Raw genomic sequence first — 20,641 nt, forward strand, 5'->3', positions numbered from 1 at the left:
AGCGGCGGTCAGGGACGGCGGGGTGCGGCCGGATGCGGCGGCGGTCAGGGGCGGCGGCGCAGGCGCAGGCCGACGGCGAGGGCGGCGAGCGCGAGGATCGCCACCAGCGCGGCGATCGCGCCGGCCGGGCTCCGCCGCTCGACGGTGGCGGTGACGCCGGCCGGCTTGGCGTTCACCGCCGCCGCGGGGTTGATCATGCCCCAGCCGTACTCCCGGTCGCGCTGGCTGCGGACACCCGCCGCCGCCCCGTCGGCCGTGGCCGTGACCCGGGCCGCCGCCTCGGCCGCGCCGAGCCGTGGCTCGCTGGAGCGCACCAGCGCCACCAGCCCGGCGACGAACGGGACGGCGTAGTCGGTGCCGCTGCCCTCCACCTCGCCCGAGCCGATCCCGAGGCTCACCACGTCCACGCCGGGCGCCACCACGTCGACCTCGCCCGGCCGGTACACCTCGGTCAGCCGGTCGTCGGGGCCCACCGCGCCGACCCGCAGCACCCCCTCGGGCAGGGCCGCGCCCTTCGCCGCCGTCGCCGCCGGGGCGGCCACCACCACGGTGGTTCCCCGGTCGACCGCCGCACGCAGGGCCGCCACCACCCGCTTGTCGGTCGTGTCCACCGACGCGCCGACCATGGCGACCCCGGCCCGCTGCGCCGTCACCACCCGCAGCGCGGTCACCAGGTCCGCCGAGTCCGCCACCCCGCCGCTCACCCCGATCTTCACCGGCACGATGGTGGCCTCCGGGGCGACGCCGACGAAGTCGGTGCCCCGTTGCGCGGCGGCGGCGACGATGCCGGCCATCGCGGTGCCGTGTCCCGTGCAGTCCCGGTCCCCCCGCGAGCCCTCGCCGGTGCCGGCGGCGGCGTCCGCACCGGGGCGCACCCGGCCACCCAGTGCCGGCAGCGTGCCGTCCACACCGGAGTCGATGACCGCGACCGAGACCCCCGCCCCCTTGCCGCGCGTCCACGCGACCTCCGGGGTCAACCGCAGCTGCGCCCACGGCACCCCGGTGACCCGCCGCTTCGACGCCACCGTGCAGACCACCTCGCTGTTCGGCGCGGCGGTCGGGCGGGACCCCTTCGACGGCGTCGGGCTCGCCGGGGTGAACGCCGGCAGCGGACCGTAACCCACCTCGGCGCCGACGGCGTCCCACGGCAGCACCAGGATCCACCCCGGGCGCAGCACGCCGGGGTCGGTGACGGGGATGCCGTCCGGTTGGACCCGCCCCTTGTTCAGGGCGAAGATCTCCAGGTAGCGCTGGGCGTCGCCGAGGACCCGCAGCGCGATCTCCCAGAGGTGGTCGACCCGCCCCTGCTCGGCGCGGACCACCACGTACTTCACGAACCCGCCGGGTGCGACGTCGCGGCCCGGCGGGGCCGGCGCGCTCGGCGCGGCGCTGCCGGCGCTGGACGCGGGCGCGGGCGTGGCCGCCGCCGGCGCCGCCACGACCACGGTCGGTGCGACGACGCCGAGACAGCACAGCAGGAGGCCGGGCAGGAGACGGGCCCGCCGGGCCCGCCGGCGCCTCGTCACCGGAAGCGGGCGGGACAGCGCTACCTCCCAGGCGATGATCGCGATCCCGCCCAGGCTACGGCGTCCAACCGGGACGCCCGATGCCGCCCCGATTGCGATTCGGCAAACCGGCAGGCGGTTCGCGGCGGGCCGCGCTGAACGGATCGCCGGCCGCCGCCGTTGTAGGCCCGCAGGCCCACGACGGGCTCCGCTCGGCCCGGATGGAGGAAGGTGCGCGTGCTTTTCCCGACCGCTGCCGGCGGCAGCCGGCCACCGGAGGACCCAGCCACCCGGCGCGGTGCCGACCGGCGCCCCCTGCGGCGCGGCGCCCTCGTCGCGGCGGTGGCGCTCCTGGCCGCGCTCGTGCCGCCACCCGCCCCGGCCGGGGCCGCGCCGTCTCCCGGCGCGGCGGCGAGCGGGAGGTACTACGTGGTGGGCCCACCGGTGGCCGGTCAGCGGGAGTACCTCTACCAGATCGCGGCGCGCACCCTCGGCAGCGGCGACCGGTACCGGGAGATCTTCGACCTGAACCGGGACCGGCCCCAGCCCGACGGCGGACGCCTGACCGACCCCGCCGAGCTGCGTCCCGGCTGGGTGTTGGAGCTGCCGGCCGACGCCCGGGGGCCGGGCGTGCGCACCGGCGCGGTCCCGACCGTCGCCGCCACGGCCACCCCGGCACGACCGGACCCGGCCCCGCCGCGCCGGCCTGGCCGCCTCGCCGGGGGCACCGGAATCGCCGCCGTCGCCCTGCTCTTCGCGGCCCTGCTCCTCGCCACCCGGGCACGCCGGGCCACCCGGGCACGCCGACGGGTCCGCCGCCCCGACGCCCTGACCGCCCGCCCGCCCCGGCTCGCGCTCACCGCGGCCCCGGCGGCGGACGACGCCGACGCGGCCGAGCCGCCCACGGCGGACGACGCCGACACGGCCGAGCCGCCCACGGCGGAGGTCACCGACCTGGCCCAGCTACCGGCGGCGCCCCGACCCACCACGACGGAACCCCCGCCGGCCACGGACGGCGACCTGCGCACCGAGGTGACCTCGGCCGCCGGCACCCTGACGGTCCGGGTCAGCGGCGCGGCCCCGGGCGCCGGGCAGACCCGCTACGCCTGGTACGCCCCGGAGCGCACCCGGCCGGCGATGCGACTCCCGGTGCGGCTGGGCGACCGGCAGGGCTGGGCGCTCTGGGTCGACCTGGCCGGCGTCCCGGACGTGTTCACCGTGACCGGCCCGCCCGGCGCCGTCAGCCGGCATGCCCGGGAGCTGGCCGAGCAGGTGCACGCCGCCGGGCACACGGTCACCGTCGTCGGCGACCTGTTCGGCGCCGACCTGCCCGACGGTTGCGTACACCGGCCGGACTTCCCCACCGACGAGGCGGGCCTGCCCGAGGGGGTCGGGGTGGTGCTCAGCGGCGGCCTGTCCGGCCCCGAGCTGGCCTTCGCCCGCCAGGTCGCCGCCCTGACCGGGCACCGCCTGGTGCCGGTCGTCGTCGGCCGGGCGCTGCGGGCCCGCTGGTCGGTGACGACCCGCGACGCCGCCGCCGGCGAGGTCGACGGCTCCCCCGGCCGCCCCGGCGGCGGGCCCGTCGGCGAACTTTTCGCCGCCGGCGGTGAACCGTGACCGGCGGCGGACCGTTGTCGGCCCGAGGCGCCCCGCCGGCCGGCGCCCGTCCGCGGTGAGGAGGCGGTGGATGATCCGGGTGCTGGTGTCCTGGGCAGGGTTCTCGTGGGCGCGCGCGCTGGGCTGTCTCGTGGCGGCCGGCGCACTGGTCGTCGCCCCCGTCACCCCGGTCGCGGCGGCACCGCCCCCGGCGTACGTGAAGTACTACGCGGTGACCGCCGGGCCCCGGGGCACGGCGGAGGACCTGACCGGCCTCGCCACCCGGTTCCTGGCCGATCCCGACCGGGCCGACGAGATCTACCGGCTCAACGAGGGACGTCGGCAGCCGGACGGCCGGACCCTCACCGCCGTCGGGCAGCGGCTGGCCGCGGGCTGGGTCCTGGTGCTGCCCTGGGACGCCGTCGGCGACGGGGTCCGCTACGGCCTGCTGCCGGCGGGTGCCCCGAACGGCTCGCCGGCCCGGTCCACGGCGGGTGCCTCGACCTGCGTCGTCGCCGCCTCCGCCGGCACCGGGTCCGACTGGGCCGACGCGGCGCTCTCCCCCTCGCGGGCCTGGCCGCGCAGCAGGGGGGCCGGGACGCTGGTGGCGGTGGTGGACTCCGGTGTCGACGGCGGCCTGCCCGCCCTGGCCGGCCGGGTCGCCCCCGGTGCCGACCTCACCACCGGCAAGGCCCGCGCCGACACCGACTGCCTGGGCACCGGCACCGCGATGGCGAGCGTGATCGCGGCGGACACCGGCACCGGTCCGGGCCGGCCGGTGGTGGGCGTCGCCCCCGGGGCGCGCATCCTGCCGGTCCGGATCGTCTCCGCCACCGTCGACCCCGAACCGGAACGGACCGCCCTCGGTATCGAGGTCGCCGTCTCGGCCGGCGCGCGCGTCATCGCCCTGGGCGGGCACGCGAAGCTCACCGATCCCGCCGTGGCGCGGGCCGTGCGCTCCGCCGTGGCGCACGACGTGGTGGTGGTCGCCCCCGCCGCCACCGCCGACGGCACCGCCGCGCAGGCGCAGGACGGGCTGCTCCGGGTCGGCGGGGTCGGCCCCGACCTGCGGCCCGTCGCGGCGTACCCGGCCGGCGGGGTCGACGTCACCGCGCCCGGCCTCGACGTGCCGACGCTCGGCGTCGGTGCCACCGGGACGCGTCCGCGCAGCGGCACCGAGTACGCCGTCGCCTACGTCGCCGGCACCGTCGCCCTGGTGCGCGCCGCGCTGCCCGAGTCGGATGCCGCCCAGGTGGCCAGCCGGATCAAGGCCACCGCCGACCCGGGGGGCCGGTCGAGCCCGAGCCCCGAGAACGGCTGGGGCATGATCGACCCGATGGCGGCGGTCGGCCCGGACCCGGCCGGGTCGGCAGCACCGGCTCCCGCCGGGGCTGGCGGCCCCCACCCGCTGGCGCTCACCGGCCTCGGTCTCCTCCTGCTGGCCGCGGTGGGGGCGCTCGCCTGGCGGGCCCGTCGATTCGCCCGGCAGACGCCGGACCCCGCCACGCCCGCCCGACCCGGGGCGACGCCGGAACCGGCGCCGCTGCCGTGAGCGCTCCGGCCCGCCGGGCCCGCGCGGGTGCCGTCGGGACGCTGATCGCCGTCGCGGTTCTCGCCGCCCCGCCGGCCCGGGCCGCCGAGGCCGACCAGCCGCCGCCGCTGCCCCACGCGACGGGCACCTGCGTCGGGCCGTCCCCGGTGACGGCGCGGGAGACCCCGTGGGCGCTGCGCCGCCTCGCCCCGCAGGCCGCCTGGCCGCTGACCCGGGGCGCGGGGGTGGTGGTCGCCGTCGTGGACACCGGCGTGAGCGCCGCCGCGCCCGCCCTGGCCGGCTCGGTGCGCGCGGGTGCCGACGTCACCGGCGGCCGGGCGGACAGCGACTGCGCCGGCCGGGGTACGGCGTTGGCCGGCATCGTCGCGGCCCGTCCGACGGGCGACGCCGGCCCCACCGGCCTCGCCCCGGACGCCGAGATCCTGCCGGTCCGGGTCACCGACGCGAACCGTCGGATCAGCCCCGCCCGCCTCGCCGCCGGCATCCGGCTCGCCACCGCCGCCGGGGCGGACGTGATCCTCGTCGCCACCGGGGTCACCACCGACAGCGGCGAGCTGGCCCGCGCCGTGCAGGCCGCCGCCGACCGGGACGCCCTGGTCGTCGCCGCCGTCAACGGCCAGGGGCGGGGCGACGGCGCGGACCCTCCGGTCGGCTATCCCGCCGGGTATCCGACGGTGTTGGCGGTGAACGCGGTCGGCGTCGACGGGGTCCCCGGCCCGGTGGGGGCCGACGCCGGTGTCGACCTCGCCGCCCCGGGCGCCGGCCTCGGGATCGCCCCGCGCGGCTCTGGCCACTACACCGTCGGCGGGGCGGCCGTGGCGGCGGCCTACGTGGCCGGGGTGGCCGCCCTGGTCCGCTCCTACCATCCCGGCCTGTCCCAGGCCGAGGTCCGCGCCCGCCTCGAACGGACCGCGCTGCCCGCGCCGGGCGGCGGGCGCGAGGGCCCAGGCGGGGCCGGCGTCCTCGACGCGTACGCCGCTGTCGCCGCCCTCGACCCCCGCCAGGCCGGCCCGCCGGTGCCGGTCGCCGCCGGCCCGGTCGCCGTGCCCGTCCGCCCCGGCCCGTCCCGGGCGGTACGCGTGGCCGGCCTCACCCTCCTCGGCGCGCTCGTGGTGACCGTGCTCGTCGCCGCCGCCGCGCTCGGCCGGCGGGGCGCCCGTGGCCCCCGGCCCGCCCAACGTCCACCGGCCGGCCCCGGGTGAGTTCCCGTGGCCGGCCGGTGGCCGGATCATCGTGTCGTCCGTCCCGGGTGGACGCGGTGCGCCCGCCCGGGACGGGTGGTGCTCAGGAGGCGGTGCACACCGGGGTCAGGCCGGTGGCGCTCCCGGTGCCCTGGAAGCCGAACTCGGTGTACTGGCCGGCGTTCACCGCGCCGTTGTAGCTGACGTTGCTGAACTGCACGGTGCCGCTGGAGCCGCTGGCGGTGGCGCTCCAGGCGTTGGTGACCGCCGTCCCGGCCGGCAGGGTGAGCGCGACGGTCCACCCCCTGATCGGCGAGGTGCCGGCGGTGACCCGCACGGTGGCGACGAAGCCCCCGGTCCAGGAGTTCAGCGAGACCGTGGCCGAGCAGCCGGTGGCCGGCGGCGGGGTGGTCGGCGGCGGCGTGGTGGGCGGGGGCGTGGTCGGCGGCGGGGTGGTCGGCGGGGGCGTCGTCGGCGGCGGCGTCGTGGGGGGCGGCGTGGTCGTCGGCGGGGTGGTGGTGCGTCCCTTGTTCAGCTCGTCGAGGACCGCGTGGTAGGCGGCCTTCTTCTGGTAGCTGCCGTTGCCGCCGGTGAACAGCAGGCCCCGCTCGGAGGAGCGCCACGACTCGCTGTCGGAGATGCCCCAGACGGTGATGCCGGTGCACTTGGAGACGTTCAGGCAGGCCCGCACGACCTTGCGGTAGTTCTCCGCCTGGCCCGCGCCGATGTCGTTGTTGCTCAGGTCGTCGTCGATGTCCACCTCGGAGAGGTGCACCTCGACGCCGAGGTCGGCGAAGCGCTGGATGTTGGCCTGGAGGTCGTTGGTGATGATGCTGTTCGGGTTGTCGTTGAAGTGCGACTGGAACCCGACGCAGTCGATGTACTGCCGGTAGGTGCGGACGATGTCGTACAGGGCGTTGGCCTTGCGGTTCGGGCCACCACCCTGGACCGTCAGGCCCTCGACGTCGTAGTCGTTGATGCAGAGCTTGGTCGAGTACCCGCCGGCCTGCACGACCTGCTTGGCCCGGATGAACGAGTCCCGGATGACGTCGGTGTCGCCGGCGTCGAAGTAGTCACCGTCGCCGTTGGCGTCCCGGTTCATGGTGTGCGGCCACTGGTTGCGGCGCCGGCCGGTGTTGTTGTCCTCCAGGGCCTCGTTGACGACGTCCCAGTAGGCGATCTTGCTGCCCCAGCGGTTGATGGCGTTGCCGATGAAGGTGTTCAGCGTCGCCTGGCTGGCGCCCTGCAGCGCGCCGGCCTGCGAGTGCCACACCAGCGTGTGCCCCCGGACCAGCATGTTGTTGCTCTGGGCGTGGTTGACCAGGGTGTCCGCGCCGCCGGTGTTCTGCAGCCCGCCGCTCGACGTGGCGATCCGGTCCGGCTTCATGTCGTTCTCGGGGGTCAGTTGGTTGAATTCCTGACCGACGATCGGGTAGAGCCGGTTGGGTGAGGCGGCGACGCCGAAGAACAGCCCCGCCTTGGCCGCCGCGGCCCGCAGCGTGGTCTCGGCTGCGGCGGCGGGGGCGGTGGACTGGACCGCCACCGCGCCGCTCACCAGCAACAACACCGCCGCCGGCAGGGCGGCTCTCGTCATTCTCTTCCGCCGTCTCAGGCTGCCGTTCACAGGCCCTCCTTGAGGCACGCCACCAATAATCGAAGTTCATGCATCCTTATCGGAGGGTCAGTATCGATACCGGCCAGCGACAGTGTCAACAACTTCCGGAAATGTTTCGGAAACCTCGCCGGGTGCCCGACGGGCCGCCGACAGCACGTCGGCGCAGGCAGGCGAGCGGGACCACCGGTGCCGCAGACTCGGGCGGGAGTGCGCCGCCCGGCCGCCGCCCCTCGGCCACGCGGCCGGTACCGAAACATTCGGAATCCCGGCCCCCTGGTGCGCCGCGGCCCGCCGCCCGGTCGCGCCGGGATAATGCGTTGCTCGCCGCCGCGGCGATCGGAAGGCTACGCCGGATGGGGACAGAGCCCGAGCACGAGCGCCCGGTCCGGCCGGCGACGGTGTCCGACGCCGACCTGGTTGCCGAGATGCTGGACGCCTTCAATCGCGAGTTCGACACCCCCACGCCGGGGCCACGGGTGCTCGCCGCCCGGCTGCGGCGGCTCCTCGCCGGTGAGCACTTCCTGGTCCTGCTCGGCGGCGACCCGGCCGTCGGGGTGGCCGTGCTCTCCTTCCGGCCCAGCCTCTGGTACGCCGGCCCGGTGGCCACCCTCGACGAGTTGTACGTGCGCCCCGAGACGCGCGGACGGCGGTACGGACACGCCCTGCTGGAGGCCGCCTGCCGGCTGGCCGGCGAACGCGGCGCCGGCTCGCTGGAGATCAACGTCGACGGCGCGGACGTCGACGCCCGCCGCTTCTACGAGGCGCACGGCTTCACCAACGTCGAGCCCGGGGCACCCGAGCCGATGTTCTACTACTATCGCGACCTGGACTGACCCGGGGCGATCCCGACGCCGGCACGCCACCGCCCGGGCCTGGGCGGCCAGCCCCTGCCGCCGCTCGGCGTGACCGGAGCGCGGATCGACTGAGGAGTGTCGGATGGTCGACGTCGAGCAGGTCACCCCGCCCCTCGCCGGGCACGGGGAAGGGCCGGTGTGGTGCCCGGCCGACCAGCGGCTGCGGTGGGTCGACATGCTGGCCGGGGACATCCTGGCGCTGGACCCGGCCACCGGGGTCGTCGCCCGCCGGCACGTCGCCCCGGTGGTCGCGGCCCTGCGCCCGCGATCCGCCGGTGGGCTGGTCGTCGCCGTCGAGCGGGGCTTCGCGCTGTTGGGGGACGACTCGGTGGAGCTGTTGCCCGAGGTCTGGCCGGACCCGTCGATCCGGATGAACGACGGGGCCTGCGACCCCCTCGGGCGCTTCTACTGCGGCTCGATGGCGTACGACGCGGCACCGGGGCGGGCCGCGTTGCACCGGCTCGACGCCGACGGCGCGGTCGAGACGGTGCTCACCGGGCTCACCGTCTCCAACGGGCTGGCCTGGACCCGGGAGGGCGACGCCGCCTGGTACGTCGACTCGGCCACCCAACGGTTGGACGTCTTCGCCTTCGACCTGGCGACCGGGGAACTGCGCGACCGGCGGCCGGCGGTGGACGTGCCGCCGGCGGTGGGCACCCCCGACGGGCTCTGCCTCGACAGCGAGGGCGGGGCCTGGGTGGCGCTGTGGGACGGGGGCGCCGTCCACCGGTACGCGCCGGACGGCCGCCGCACCGCCGTCGTGGAGCTGCCGGTCCGGCGCCCCACGTCGTGCGCGTTCGGCGGTCCCGACCACGCGGACCTCTACGTCACGTCGTCCCGCCTGGGCCTGCCGGCCGACGACCGCTCCCCGGCGGGCGCGCTGTTCCGGTTCCGCCCCGAGGTGCCGGGCTTCCCGGCCCATCCCTTCGCCGGCTGAGCACCCGCGATGCCGCCCTCGACGGCGTTCTCGTCGACGCCCGCCCGCCGGAGGGGAACGGTCAGCGGCGCGGCAGGGTGGCGACGATCAGGTTCGGGTCGGCGGCCGTCAGGTAGGCGGCGCTGGTGACGTACGCGGTGTTCGCGCGCACGGCGACCGCGGTCGGGTTCTGCAGGCCGTCGGCGGCGGTCAGCAGGGTCGTCGACCGGCCGGCGGCGTCGACCCGGACCACCCGGTTGGCACCGACGAGGGCGGCGATCACGTCGCTCCCGGCGAAGGCGAAGTCGTCGATGCTGCTCAGGCCGCTCGCCCGCACCTCGACCGGCCCGGGCTCGCCGTGGCGTACCGGGATCCTCAGCAAGGTGCCCCGGTCGTGGTTGCCGGCCCAGACCGCGCCGTCGCGGGCCTTGATCCCGTTGACGCCGAGGAACCCCGTCGCGGCCAGCTCCGGCGCCGACGACCACACGACGGCACGCCCGCCCGGCTGCACCGCCGAGATGGTGCCGAGCACCGAGTCGGTGACGTAGAACGTCCCGGTGCGCTCGTCGAGGGCCAAGCCGTTGGGCAGGCCGGCAGCGGGCAGCGCGGCGACACGGCACGGGACGCCGCCACGCGGCAGCCGGTACAGGCCCGTCGTCGCCGCGTCGCCGCTGGCGTACAGGAAGTAGATCGTGCCGTCCGGCTGCCGCACGATGCCCGTGGTCAGGGCGAAACCGAGGGCGGGCGTGTGGATACCGCCGTCGGCGGGGGCCGCCAGCGTGGCCAGGACCCGGACGGTGCCGTCCCGGTCGATCGAGGCGACCTGACGGGCAGCGGCGAACGTGACGTACGCGGTGCCGTCCGGCGCGAGGGCGATGTTCTCCGGCAGCTGACCCTGCGCGAAGTCGAAGTGCCGGAAGATCCGGGCGGAGGCGGGCGGCCCGGCGAGGGCGGCCGGTCCGGTGCCGGTGGTCAGTAGCGTCGCGGCGGCGAGTCCCGCGGCCACGGCGGCGAAGTTCCTTCTGCGCATCTCTGTCCTGTCTTCGTTCGGCCGCGGACCCGGTTTCGGGCACGCGGGATCGCCGCGCCGCGCACGGCGCGTACTTCTGGGGCGGGTTCTTCTCGGAGCCGGTGGTCAGCTCGCGGCGGTCACCCGGGCGGTGGCGGTGCTGTGCGTGAGCAGCATCATGGCCGCGTGTGACGGCGAGCCGACCTCGGTGGTGGCCAGCACGACCTGCTGGCCACGCTCGGTGCGCAGGCTCTGCTGGGTGACGCTGATGGCGCCCACCAGCGGATGCCGCATCTCGTACACCGGCTCGGCACCGGATTTCACCCGGTGGTCGGCCCACAGGGCGGCGAACTGGGGGCTGCCCAGCGACAGCTGCCCGATCAGCGTCGCCAGCGCCGCGTCGTCGGGATGTTCGCCGGCGGCCAGCCGCAGCGTGCCCACCACGGCGCGGGCCTTCGCCGGCCAGTCCGCGTACAGCTCGCGGACGTGCGGGTCGAGGAAGACCAGGAGGGGCATGTTGGGACGGCTCTCCGCGCGCTGCGGGGCGGCGAAGTCGACGTGACCGGCGAACAGCGCGTTCCCGGTGCGGTTCCAGGCGAGGACGTCGCCGCGCCGTCCCAGGACCATCGCGGGCACCTCGCCCAGCGCCGCCATGAGCTGGCGCACCGCCGCGCTGACCGTCTCCGGCGCCGACCGCCGTCCGGTGGCCCGGCGGCGGACAGCGCCGCCGGCCAGGACGTGCAGATGCCGCCGCTCGGCGTCGTCGAGGCGCAACGCCGTGGCGATCGCGTCCAGGACCTCCGCCGACGCGTTAGACGACTGCCCCTGCTCCAGCCGCGCGTAGTAGGACGGGCTGACCCCGGCGAGCAGGGCCAGTTCCTCCCGGCGCAGACCGCTCACCCGGCGCCGGCCGCCGTAGGTGGTCAGGTCGACGTCCTCCGGCCGCAACTGTGAGCGGCGGGCCTGGAGGAACTCCCCGAGCTGTCGTTTCGCGTCCACGACAGGAAGTATTCGGCAGGCCGCAGGCGTCAGCCACACCTTGCCAGGGTGAGGCACCCGGGCTTCCCGCCCCTCGACACCGACACCGGCACCGAAGACACCGCCGGTGCTGGTGCACGCCCTCCCAGTGGCCGAGGTCGACCAGCGCGGTGACCTCGGTGTCGCCGCGCAGGGTGGCGCTGCCGTGCCGGTCGAGGTTGGCGCGCAGGATCGCCTCCAGCTCCGGCTGGTCGAACAGGCTCCCCTGCGGGTAGCCGTGCCGGCCCGGTGTCACGTCGCGGGGGAACTCGGCCAGCACCCGCAGGCTCCGGTCGACCAGGCGCAGGCCCCGGTGTGGCCTGGAGATGGCCGCGAACTCCTCCCGCAGGCCCAGGCGGGCGAGGATGCGGTGCACCTCGTCGTCGAGGGCGACCGCGCGGGGCAGCGGATAGATCTCCGCCCACCGGTCGAGCACCAGGCACTCCACGCCGTGCTGGGCGAGCAGCGTCGCGGCGGTGAGCCCGGTGGGACCCGCGCCGACGGTGACGACCGGGGCCACGGTCACCGTGCCGCCCGCCTCATCATGGGGAGCTTACCGACGGCGGCGGCTCGCGGCCGGCCGAGGACCGGCACCGGTCCCCCGGCCGACCGACGTGGGACTGCCCGGCCGACCGCCCCCGGCCGGCACGCGCGATCCGAGTGTCGGCCGGGGGCGGTCGCCAGGCTCGTCAGGCGACCGGGACCGGTTCCTCGGCCACGGTCTCGGGCTGCGGCGCGGGGCTGCTCCGGCGGGCCTGGCGGCGTTCCCGGCGGCCCTCGACCATCGTGTAGAGGACCGGGATCAGGACCAGGGTGAGCAGGGTGGAGGTGACGAGGCCGCCGATGACGACGACGGCCAGCGGGGTGGAGATGAACCCGCCCTCACCGGTGATGCCCAGCGCCATCGGCAGGAGGGCGAAGATGGTCGCCAGGGCCGTCATCAGGATCGGGCGCAGCCGGCGCTGGGCGCCCTCCACGACCGCCTCGGCGACGCTCATGCCCCGCTCGCGGTACTGGTTGACCAGGTCCATCAGCACGATGGCGTTGGTGACGACGATGCCGATCAGCATCAGGATGCCGATCAGCGCGGCGACGCCCAGCGGCGTGCCGGTGACCAGCAGCAGGGCGAACGCGCCGACGAACGCGAACGGGATCGACACCAGCAGGATCAGCGTCTGGCGGATGCTGCGGAACACGCCCACCAGGATCAGGAACACCAGGGCGATCGCGGCGACCATGGCCAGGATGAGCTGCGAGAACGCCTCGCTCTGGTCGGCGGTGACGCCGCCGATCTCGTAGCTCGCCCCGGCCGGCAGGGTGAGGGTCTCGAGCTTGTCGGTGACGGCGCTGCTGGCCGCACCCGTGTTGTCGCCGACCGGGGTCGCGGTGACGGTGTTCGTCCGCTCGCCGTCGACGTGGGTGCGCTGCACCGGCCCGTCGATGCGGCTGACGGTGGCGACCTGGTCCAGGCGTACCGTGCCGGTGCCGGCGGGCAGCACGAGCGCCTTGACCTTGGCGAGGCTGTCCGGCCCGGTGTCGGCCGTCCGCACGAGCACGTCGCGCGGGGCGCCGTCGAGCGTGACCTGGGTGACCGTGGTCCCCTCGACGGACTGCCGCAGCGCCGAGACGATCGCGCCGGTGGTCAGCCCGGAGCGGGCTGCGGCCTCGCCGTCGGGCACGATGCTGATCTGTGGCGCGCTCTCGCTGAGGTCGCTCTCCACGTCGGTGACCTGCGAGACGCCGGTCAGGGCCTCCTGCACCTGCCGGGTGGCCTGGCTCAGGGCCTGGTCGTCGTCGGCCTGGATCGACACCGAGATGGTGCTGTCGCCGCCGGGCCCGCCGCCGCCGGGGCCGCCCCCGCCGCCGAGCTTCAGCTCGCCCGCGTCGGTGATGTCCGCGATCCTGTCGCGCACCGCGTCGCTGACCGTCGCGCTGTCCGCGCCGTCGGCCAGGTTGAGGGTGTACGAGACGTTGTTGGCGGTACGCGAGCCGAAGAACCCGCCGGACGACCCGATCACCACCTGGTACGACTCCACGCCGTCGACCGAGGCGAGGACGCCCTCGACCTTCTTCGCCGCGGCGTCGGTCGTCGCCAGGTCGGTGCCGGCCGGCAGGGTCTGGGTGACCCCGATCGAGTCCTCGCCGGAGTCGCCGAGGAAGGTGGTCTTCAGGCCCCCGGCCATCACGACCGTGGCGGCCAGCAGGGCCACCGCCCCGGCGAGCACGGTCTTGCGGTGGCCGACCGCCCAGCGGATGACCGGCAGGTAGACGCGCGGCAGCAGGCCCTGCCGCTCGCGTTCCTCCACCCGGGCGCGATACTCGTCGGCCGGCACGCCGGCGGCGTCCGCGGGCGCCTTCAGGAACCAGTAGGCCAGGACCGGGACGACGGTGAGCGACACCAGCAGCGAGGCGAGCATCGCGGCGGAGACGGTGATCGCGAAGGAGCCGAACAGCACGCCCACGAACCCGCCGACCAGCGCGATCGGCAGGAACACCGCCACGGTGGTGAGCGTGGACGAGGTGACGGCGCTGGCGACCTCACGGACGGCGGACAGGACCGCCGAGCGCCGGTCCTCGCCGTAGCCGAGATGGCGCTTGATGTTCTCCAGGACCACGATCGAGTCGTCCACGACGCGGCCGACGGCGATGGTCAGGGCGCCGAGGGTGAGGATGTTCAGCGAGTAGTCGCGCAACCACACCGCGATGAGCGCGACGAGCAACGACAGCGGGATGGACACCGCGGTGACCACGGTGGCGCGGGCCGAGCGCAGGAACACCACGATGACGAGGATCGCCATCAGCAGGCCCAGGGCGCCCTCCTCGACGAGGCCGTTCACCGCCTTCTTGACCCCGGGCCCGGAGTCGGAGACGACGACGAGCCGGGCGTCGTCGCCGAGCGCGGCCTGCAGCTCCGGCAGCTGGTCTCGAACGTCGTCGGAGATCTCCGGGCTGCTGCCGCCGTGGTCCATGGTGAGGGAGATGCCGAGGCTGGGCTTGCCGTCGGTGCGGGTGATCGACGTGACGGGGGCATCCGTGAGCGCCACGGTCGCGACCTGCTTGAGCTGCACGGGCTTGCCCGAACCGGCACCGGACGGGGCCGCGGCCGCCGGCGCGGGCGCGGCGGGGCCGCCCGGTCCGGCCGCGGGGCGGCCGGCGGCGGCCGGGCTGCCGGCGGACGCGGCCGGCGACAGCCACATGTTCTGGAGCTGGCTCAACGACGTGACCGGCTGGCCGACGGCCAGGCTGAGGTTGCGCCCGTCGGAGGTGATCTGCCCGGCCGACGAGGTGCCACCGAGGGCGCCCAGCGCGGTGACGATCGACTGCGTGCTCAACCCGGCCTTGCTCAGGGCGGCGGTGTCCGGCGTGACGGTCACGATCTGGTCGCGTACGCCCGAGATCGCGACGTCGTTGACGCCGTCGACCGCCCGCAGCGCCGGCACGACCTTCTCGTCGAGGGCCGCGGCGAGCGCGTGCTGGTCACCGCCGGAGGTGGCGGCCAGGACCATCGTCGGCAGGTCCGCGGTGCTGCCGGTGAGCACCTGCGGGTCGACGCCGGCCGGCAGCGCGGAGGAGATCTTGGAGACGGCCTGCTCGACGTCCGTAGAGGCCTGGTCGATGTCGCTGTCGAAGGAGAACGAGACCATCACCTGCACCGAGCCCTGCTGCGAGGTCGAGGTCGTGCTCTCGACCCCGTCGATGCCCTCGACGGCCTTCTCGATCGGGCCGGTGACCTGCTCTTCGACGACTTCGGGCGCGGCGCCGGGGTAGCTGGCGACCACGGTCACGGCCGGGAAGGACAGATCGGGCAGCAGCTGCTGCTTGAGCGACGGGATCGCATAGATCCCCAGGGCGACGAGGAGGACGGTGAGCAGCGCCACCAGCCTCCGGTTCGCGAGACTGACCCGGGACAGGAACAACACCAGCGACCTCGCTCGCGGCTAGACGATTCGGTGGCGCGCAGGGCGCCTGGCGAAAGTCTCCGGGCGGAGGGGTCCCGTTGGCATCGTCCAGCTGCGGTCGGTCCACTACCACAAATGTGGTATTCCGACCCACCGTCGTACCGCCGTGGGAGGGCGCGTCCCCTACGGGGTGGCGTCCCCGGGCCTGACCAACCCGCTCTGGTAGGCGACCACGACCAGCTGCGCCCGGTCCCGTGCGCCGAGCTTGGTCATGGCGCGGTTGACGTGCGTCTTCGCGGTGGAGGGCGCGAGGTGCAGCCGGGTGGCGATGTCGTCGTTGGACAGGCCGAGGGCGACCAGGGCGAGGACCTCCCGCTCCCGGTCGGTGAGCACGTCGAGCACGGTGGTGTCCGGCGGCGGGGCGGGGTCGCCGCTGGTGAGGAACCGGGCGATCAGCGCCCGGGTGGCCTTCCCGGACAGCAGCGCGTCGCCGCTGGCGACGGTCCGGATCGCCTCGATCAGTTCGGTGGGGGTGGCCCCCTTGCCGAGGAACCCGCTCGCCCCGGCCCGCAGCGCTCCCAGGACGTACTCGTCGAGCTCGAACGTGGTCAGGATGAGCACCCGCACCCCGGCCAGGTCCTCGTCGGCGGTGATGAGCTGCGTGGCCTGGAGGCCGTCGACCTCCGGCATGCGGATGTCCATGACCACCACGTCGGCGCGCGCCGCGCGGGCCAGCCGGACCGCCTCGCGGCCGCTGGCCGCCTCCGCGACGACCTCGAGGTCGGGCACGGATTCGATGATGCCGCGCAGGCCGGTGCGGATCAGGGCCTGGTCGTCGGCGAGGAGCACGCGAATGGTCACGGGGTGCCTCCGGGGCGTGCCGTGCTGGGCAGCACGGCGCGGACGTGGAACCGGCCGGCGCCGGCGGGCCCGGCGGCGAGGCTGCCGCCGACGGCGACGGCGCGTTCGCGCATGCCGATCAGGCCGTGGCCGGTGGGGTCCGACCGCTGGTGGCCGGAGCCGGTCGGGTTGTCGACGTCGATGACAAGGTCGTCGGGGCGGTATTCGACCCGCAGGCCGGCCGCGTCACCGGTGCCGTGCTTGTGCGCGTTGGTGAGCGCCTCCTGCACTATCCGGTAGGCGGCCTGGTCGATCGCGGCGGGCAGCGGCCGCGCCGGGCCGACCTGCTGGTGCTCGACCCGCAGGCCGGCGGCGGCGACGGAGTCCAGCAGCTCCCCGAGCTGCGCCAGGCCGCGCACCGGTTCGGTGGGCGCGTCGGCGTCGCCGTTCTGCCGCAGCAGGGCGAGGATGGTGGTCAGTTCGTCGAGCACGGTCCTGGCCGCCTGTCGCACGTGTGCCACCGAGGCCGCCGCCTGGTCGGGCCGGGTGTGCACGCTGTGTTCGGCCAGCCCGGCGTGCACGTTGATGACGGCGATGTGGTGCGCGACGACGTCGTGGAGGTCACGGGCGATCCGCACCCGCTCCTCGGCGACCCGACGGCGGGCTTCCTCCTCGCGGGTCCGTTCCGCGCGGCGGGCCCGCTCCTCGACGGCGGACACGTACGCGCGGCGGATGCGAGCGGCGTCGCCGATCGCGGTGGCCATGCCGATCCAGGCGGCCACGCCCAGCGGCGGGCCGAGCCAGCCCTCGCCGGTCCAGGCGACGGCCGCGCCGTACACGACGACCGCCGCGCCCCCGCCGGAGAGCCAGGCCGTGGGTCGGTTGGTGTGCGCCGCGACGGTGTAGGCGGCGACGGCGGTCACCACGAGGAAGGCCGGGGGTTGCCCGCCGGCGGCGACGGCGCCGGCGGCGAGCAGGGCCGAGACGGCGAGGACGGGCAGCGGCCACCGGCGGCGCACCAGCACCAGCGTGAAGGCCGCCCCGGCGGCCAACGCGTCGGGCCAGGCCAACGGGCGGCCCTCGGTCTCCCCCGGCCGGCCGACGAGCGTCATGACGAGGATCAGCGCCGCGACGGCCGCGCCGAGCAGCGCGTCGCGTGCGCCCGGGTGCGTCCGCCACCAGGCCGGCGACTGGTGAGCGCCCGGTTCGTCCATGAAGATCACATTACCGGGCGGCCCGCCCACCAGCGTCTGCCGAGCGTGGTACGCCCACCTACCGCAGCCGTGGTAGCGGACGGCGGGCGCGGGGTGCCCCGGCAGGGCCGGCGCGGAAGATCAGCGCCGACCCCACCGGGGGCGGGTCCCAGGCCGTCAGGCGCGGGACCACTGCATGCTGGTCGCGGAGCCGCAGGTGCGCTGCTCCAGGGCCGCGCCCGGGGTGGTCGAGCCGCCGACCACGTTGAGGCACTTGTTGCTGTTGAGGTTGACCAGCTGGTAGTAGCCGTCGCCGGTCGACCGCCAGGTGAAGACCTGGTTGGCCCCACCGTGGCAGGTGTACTGGACAACCCGCGCGCCGTCCGCGGTCGAGAAGTCGAGCACGTCGGCGCACTTCCCGCTGTTGACGCTCTGGAGGGTGACGTTGCCGTTGCCGGCGTCGTTGAACCGCCACTGCTGCCAGGCGTTGCCGTTGCTGGTCCACTGGCCGATGACGGCCAGGTCGTTCAGGTTGGGCGACTGCACGTCGATGACCTGTCCGCTGTTGCGGTTGGTGACGCGGTAGGACGTGGTGGTGCCGGTGCCGGCGGTGAACTGCCACCAGTCGAGGTTGAACAGGTCGCCGCTGCCGCCGGTGAATCGCAGGTAGAGGTCGCGGGTGCCGGTCGCGCCGGTCACCGCGCACGACGTGTTGGCCCAGGTCTGCCAGCCCCCGGTGCCCGCGACCCGGCAGGTCCCGACGAGGGGCCCGGTGGTGCTGTCCAGCCGCACCTCGATCGTGCCGCCGCTGGTCGCCGACGCGGTCCGGGCGGTGAACGAGGCCGCCCCGGTGCCGAACGCGACGCCCTTGACCTTGATGTAGTCGCCGTTGTTGATCGACCACACGTTCTGCGTGCCGCCGCTGGCGGGTTGCGTCTCGACGCCGACGGACCAGGCGATGGTCTCGGCCTCCTGCCGCACGTACGGGTTCAGCGTGCCCACCTGCGGGGCCCCCGTCGTGGTCATGTTCATGCTCGGGATCGTGCCGTCACTGTTGTAGGAGAACTTCTCCACCGCCACCGACCTGGTGAAACCACCACCACCCGGCAACGCGCCATTGTGGTAGAAGAAATACGACCCGCCGTTGAAGTCCACGATCCCCGGATGATTGGTGAAACTGCTGCCCTGCCGCGGCATCACCGTCCCCCGGTACGTCCACGGCCCCGTCGGACCCGGCGCCGTCGAATACGCGATGAACTCACCACAACACTCCGCCGCGAAGATGTTGTAGTAGACACCGTTGCGCTTGTACACCCACGGCGCCTCCTCATACAACGTCGGACGACTCGCGTTGCCGTTACGCGTGCCGAACCCGGCCGTGGTCAACGGGATCTTCGTCGGGCTGCCCGAGTAGGAGATCATGTCCTGGTTCAGCTTCACGTACCACAGGTTCGGGTTACCCCAGTACAGGTACGCCTGCCCGTCGTCGTCGATCATCACGTTCGGATCGATCTCACCATTACCCAGCAACGGACGACCGATCGCGTCGCGGAACGGACCGGTCGGACTGTCGGCCACCCCGACACCGATCACCATCCCGCCACCACGCTGCTTCACCGGCACATACCAGTAGAACTTCCCGTTACGCGCCGCCACGTGACCCGCCCACGCATCCGACTCCGCCCACGCGAACGTCGCCAGACTCATCGGCGAACCATGATCAGTCCAGTTCACCATGTCGGCCGACGAGAACACCCGCCAGTCCTTCATCGTGAAGTACGTCGACCCGTCCTCGTCATGCCCGGTGTACAGATACACCCGACCGTTGTGCACCAACGGCGCAGGATCCGCCGTATAGATCGTCTGCACGATCGGGTTGTCGGCGTGGGCCGGGCTCCCCGGCAGCAGCGTCGCGATCAGGAACAGGCTCACGAGCCAGGCGCCGGCGCGTCTGATCCGGGCCCTGGTCGCGGGCGGGCTTGCGACTGTCATCGTCATCTCCTGGTGGTGGTGTGCGGGGCCGGCGACGCGGTCAGTAGCCGACCCGGAAGGTCGCGTTCTCCCGCTCCGTGGCGGTGGTGATCTCGTGGATATAGAGCTGGTTGCTCTGCTGCCGCAGGTACCTGGTGGGGAAGTTGTAGGAGCGGAACGACGACCAGCCCGAGTTGGCCAGGCCGGCGACCCGGTAGAAGGTCGCGTCGGCGCGGAAGATCGCGCTGTTGTCGTTGGCCGCGAGCACCATGCTGTAGTTGGAGTGCCGCAGGTACCGTCCGGGCTGGTTCACCGACTCGAACGACACCCCGGCCGGGTCCGCGAGCCCCGGCACGAGCCGCCACTGCGAATCCTGGTACGGGTCGAACGGCATCGCGTCGACGCGGCCGACGCCGTTGGCGTGGCGGACGTACGACCCGGGGTTGGTCCAGGACTTGATGCGGTTCCACTGGGTGGTGCCGCCGTAACGGTTGAGCAGGTTCGTGCGGTCGGTGGCGCTGATCGGGTGGATCGAGTTGTGCTTGGCGTTGAGCGGGGGCGTGTAGTTGCGCTGGTTGACCGCCGTCCAGGTGCCCGCGACGATGTCGCCCTGCCAGGCGAGGAACACGCTGTTCGGGCAGAACGTGTCGCCCCACAGCCACCACGTCGACGAGGTCAGCGACTTGACCACCGTGGGCGCCTCGATGCAGCCGCCGCCGGTGCCGTTGGTGTAGCGGACGAAGCTGCCCGGGTTGAGCGACGTCGACCGGGCGCCGTACAGGGTGGAGGGCGAGTTGCTCTTGTAGTAGAGGTAGTTCATGCCGTTGACGCCGGTGACGACGTGCGAGTCGATGACACCGCTCGGGCCGCCGTCGAAGAGGACGACGGGCGAGGTGACGTTGGTGAAGTTGCTCGTGTACACGACCATGATCACCGAATAGGTGTAGCCGGCCGGGACGGTCGAGTAGGTGATCGCGTACTGGTTGCGGGACGCGTCCCAGTAGATCGACGGGGCCCAGGTGAACGAGCCCGGGTTCGGCCAGTTGATGTTGAGCAGGCGGTCCGCCGACCAGTTCACCAGGTCGGGCGAGGTCCAGATGTGGATGTTCGGGTTCGGGGCCCAGAAGTTGCCGCCGACCGGGATGTCGGTGGCCGCCAGCACCCAGGTGCCGTCGTTGAGCCGGAACAGAAACGGGTCGCGGATCCCCCGGGTGCCGGCCGTCGGCGTCAGGATCGCCTCGTTGTTGTTGAGCGGCGTCCACTCCAACGCGTCGGAGCTGACCGCCAGGTGCACGCTGTTGACGTTGCCGGCACCGCTGACGGACTCCTTGAAGTACGCCATCACGTAGGCGGAGTCGGCGGCCATCGCGGGCGCGGGGGCGAGGATCACCGCGGCGAGGGCGGCCAGCAGCGTGGTCACCACCGTCAGCACCGCGGCGCGTAGTGACCTCGATCGTCTTCTCGATCGTCGCGCGACAGCCTTGTCGGGCATC

14 protein-coding genes and 1 pseudogene are annotated in these 20,641 nt (G+C 74.5%); 5 read left to right on the top strand and 10 right to left on the bottom strand.

Features of this window, described 5'->3' with window-relative positions:
• Positions 1 to 44: 44 nt before the first annotated feature.
• Positions 45 to 1,526 (bottom strand): S8 family serine peptidase, encoded by a 1,482-nt coding sequence (locus LPA42_RS34505; protein ID WP_096761628.1) that lies wholly within the window; start codon positions 1,524 to 1,526, stop codon positions 45 to 47.
• A gap of 216 nt (positions 1,527 to 1,742) precedes the next feature.
• Here LPA42_RS34505 and LPA42_RS18425 point away from each other — a divergent pair, with 216 nt between their 5' ends.
• From LPA42_RS18425 to LPA42_RS18435, 3 genes are all read left to right on the top strand, one after another.
• Positions 1,743 to 3,122, top strand: a complete 1,380-nt coding sequence (locus LPA42_RS18425) for a hypothetical protein (protein WP_228986714.1) — start codon at positions 1,743 to 1,745, stop codon at positions 3,120 to 3,122.
• A gap of 70 nt (positions 3,123 to 3,192) precedes the next feature.
• On the top strand, positions 3,193 to 4,653 hold the full coding sequence (locus LPA42_RS18430) for a S8 family serine peptidase (protein WP_077937304.1): 1,461 nt from the start codon (positions 3,193 to 3,195) through the stop codon (positions 4,651 to 4,653).
• Complete coding sequence (locus tag LPA42_RS18435) at positions 4,650 to 5,855, top strand: S8 family serine peptidase (RefSeq protein WP_198956521.1); 1,206 nt, start codon at positions 4,650 to 4,652, stop codon at positions 5,853 to 5,855. Before LPA42_RS18430 ends, LPA42_RS18435 begins: the two co-directional genes overlap by 4 nt.
• A gap of 82 nt (positions 5,856 to 5,937) precedes the next feature.
• Here LPA42_RS18435 and LPA42_RS18440 read toward each other — a convergent pair whose 3' ends face one another.
• Positions 5,938 to 7,428, bottom strand: coding sequence for an endo-1,4-beta-xylanase (locus tag LPA42_RS18440; RefSeq protein ID WP_228986715.1), 1,491 nt, complete (start codon positions 7,426 to 7,428; stop codon positions 5,938 to 5,940).
• A 374-nt stretch (positions 7,429 to 7,802) separates the two neighbouring features.
• On the opposite strand from LPA42_RS18440, the gene LPA42_RS18445 reads away from it, so the two are divergent.
• Complete coding sequence (locus tag LPA42_RS18445; protein WP_077937300.1) at positions 7,803 to 8,282, top strand: GNAT family N-acetyltransferase; 480 nt, start codon at positions 7,803 to 7,805, stop codon at positions 8,280 to 8,282.
• Between the two features lie 103 nt (positions 8,283 to 8,385).
• Complete coding sequence (locus LPA42_RS18450; protein WP_077937299.1) at positions 8,386 to 9,240, top strand: SMP-30/gluconolactonase/LRE family protein; 855 nt, start codon at positions 8,386 to 8,388, stop codon at positions 9,238 to 9,240.
• 61 nt (positions 9,241 to 9,301) lie between these two features.
• On the opposite strand, the gene LPA42_RS18455 is transcribed toward LPA42_RS18450, so the two are convergent.
• From LPA42_RS18455 to LPA42_RS18490, 8 genes and pseudogenes are all read right to left on the bottom strand, one after another.
• Positions 9,302 to 10,249, bottom strand: coding sequence for a hypothetical protein (locus LPA42_RS18455; RefSeq protein ID WP_077937298.1), 948 nt, complete (start codon positions 10,247 to 10,249; stop codon positions 9,302 to 9,304).
• Between the two features lie 105 nt (positions 10,250 to 10,354).
• Positions 10,355 to 11,227 (bottom strand): helix-turn-helix domain-containing protein, encoded by an 873-nt coding sequence (locus LPA42_RS18460; protein ID WP_077937297.1) that lies wholly within the window; start codon positions 11,225 to 11,227, stop codon positions 10,355 to 10,357.
• Positions 11,228 to 11,378: 151 nt separating this feature from the next.
• Positions 11,379 to 11,771 (bottom strand): annotated as a pseudogene (locus LPA42_RS18465) (FAD-dependent monooxygenase); the annotation flags it as partial.
• A gap of 163 nt (positions 11,772 to 11,934) precedes the next feature.
• Positions 11,935 to 15,165 (bottom strand): efflux RND transporter permease subunit, encoded by a 3,231-nt coding sequence (locus LPA42_RS18470; RefSeq protein WP_077937296.1) that lies wholly within the window; start codon positions 15,163 to 15,165, stop codon positions 11,935 to 11,937.
• A 162-nt stretch (positions 15,166 to 15,327) separates the two neighbouring features.
• The gene (locus tag LPA42_RS18475) at positions 15,328 to 16,005 is read right to left on the bottom strand and encodes a response regulator transcription factor (protein ID WP_077937295.1); all 678 of its coding nucleotides are present in this window, start codon (positions 16,003 to 16,005) and stop codon (positions 15,328 to 15,330) included.
• On the bottom strand, positions 16,002 to 17,198 hold the full coding sequence (locus LPA42_RS34510; protein WP_077937294.1) for a sensor histidine kinase: 1,197 nt from the start codon (positions 17,196 to 17,198) through the stop codon (positions 16,002 to 16,004). Before LPA42_RS34510 ends, LPA42_RS18475 begins: the two co-directional genes overlap by 4 nt.
• 156 nt (positions 17,199 to 17,354) lie before the next feature.
• Positions 17,355 to 19,169 (bottom strand): family 43 glycosylhydrolase, encoded by a 1,815-nt coding sequence (locus tag LPA42_RS18485; RefSeq protein WP_077937293.1) that lies wholly within the window; start codon positions 19,167 to 19,169, stop codon positions 17,355 to 17,357.
• Between the two features lie 40 nt (positions 19,170 to 19,209).
• Positions 19,210 to 20,640, bottom strand: coding sequence for a glycoside hydrolase family 43 protein (locus LPA42_RS18490; RefSeq protein WP_077937292.1), 1,431 nt, complete (start codon positions 20,638 to 20,640; stop codon positions 19,210 to 19,212).
• Position 20,641 lies beyond the last annotated feature (1 nt).

The organism is Micromonospora sp. DH13, assembly GCF_020873825.1.
GTDB classification, from domain to species: domain Bacteria; phylum Actinomycetota; class Actinomycetes; order Mycobacteriales; family Micromonosporaceae; genus Micromonospora; species Micromonospora haikouensis.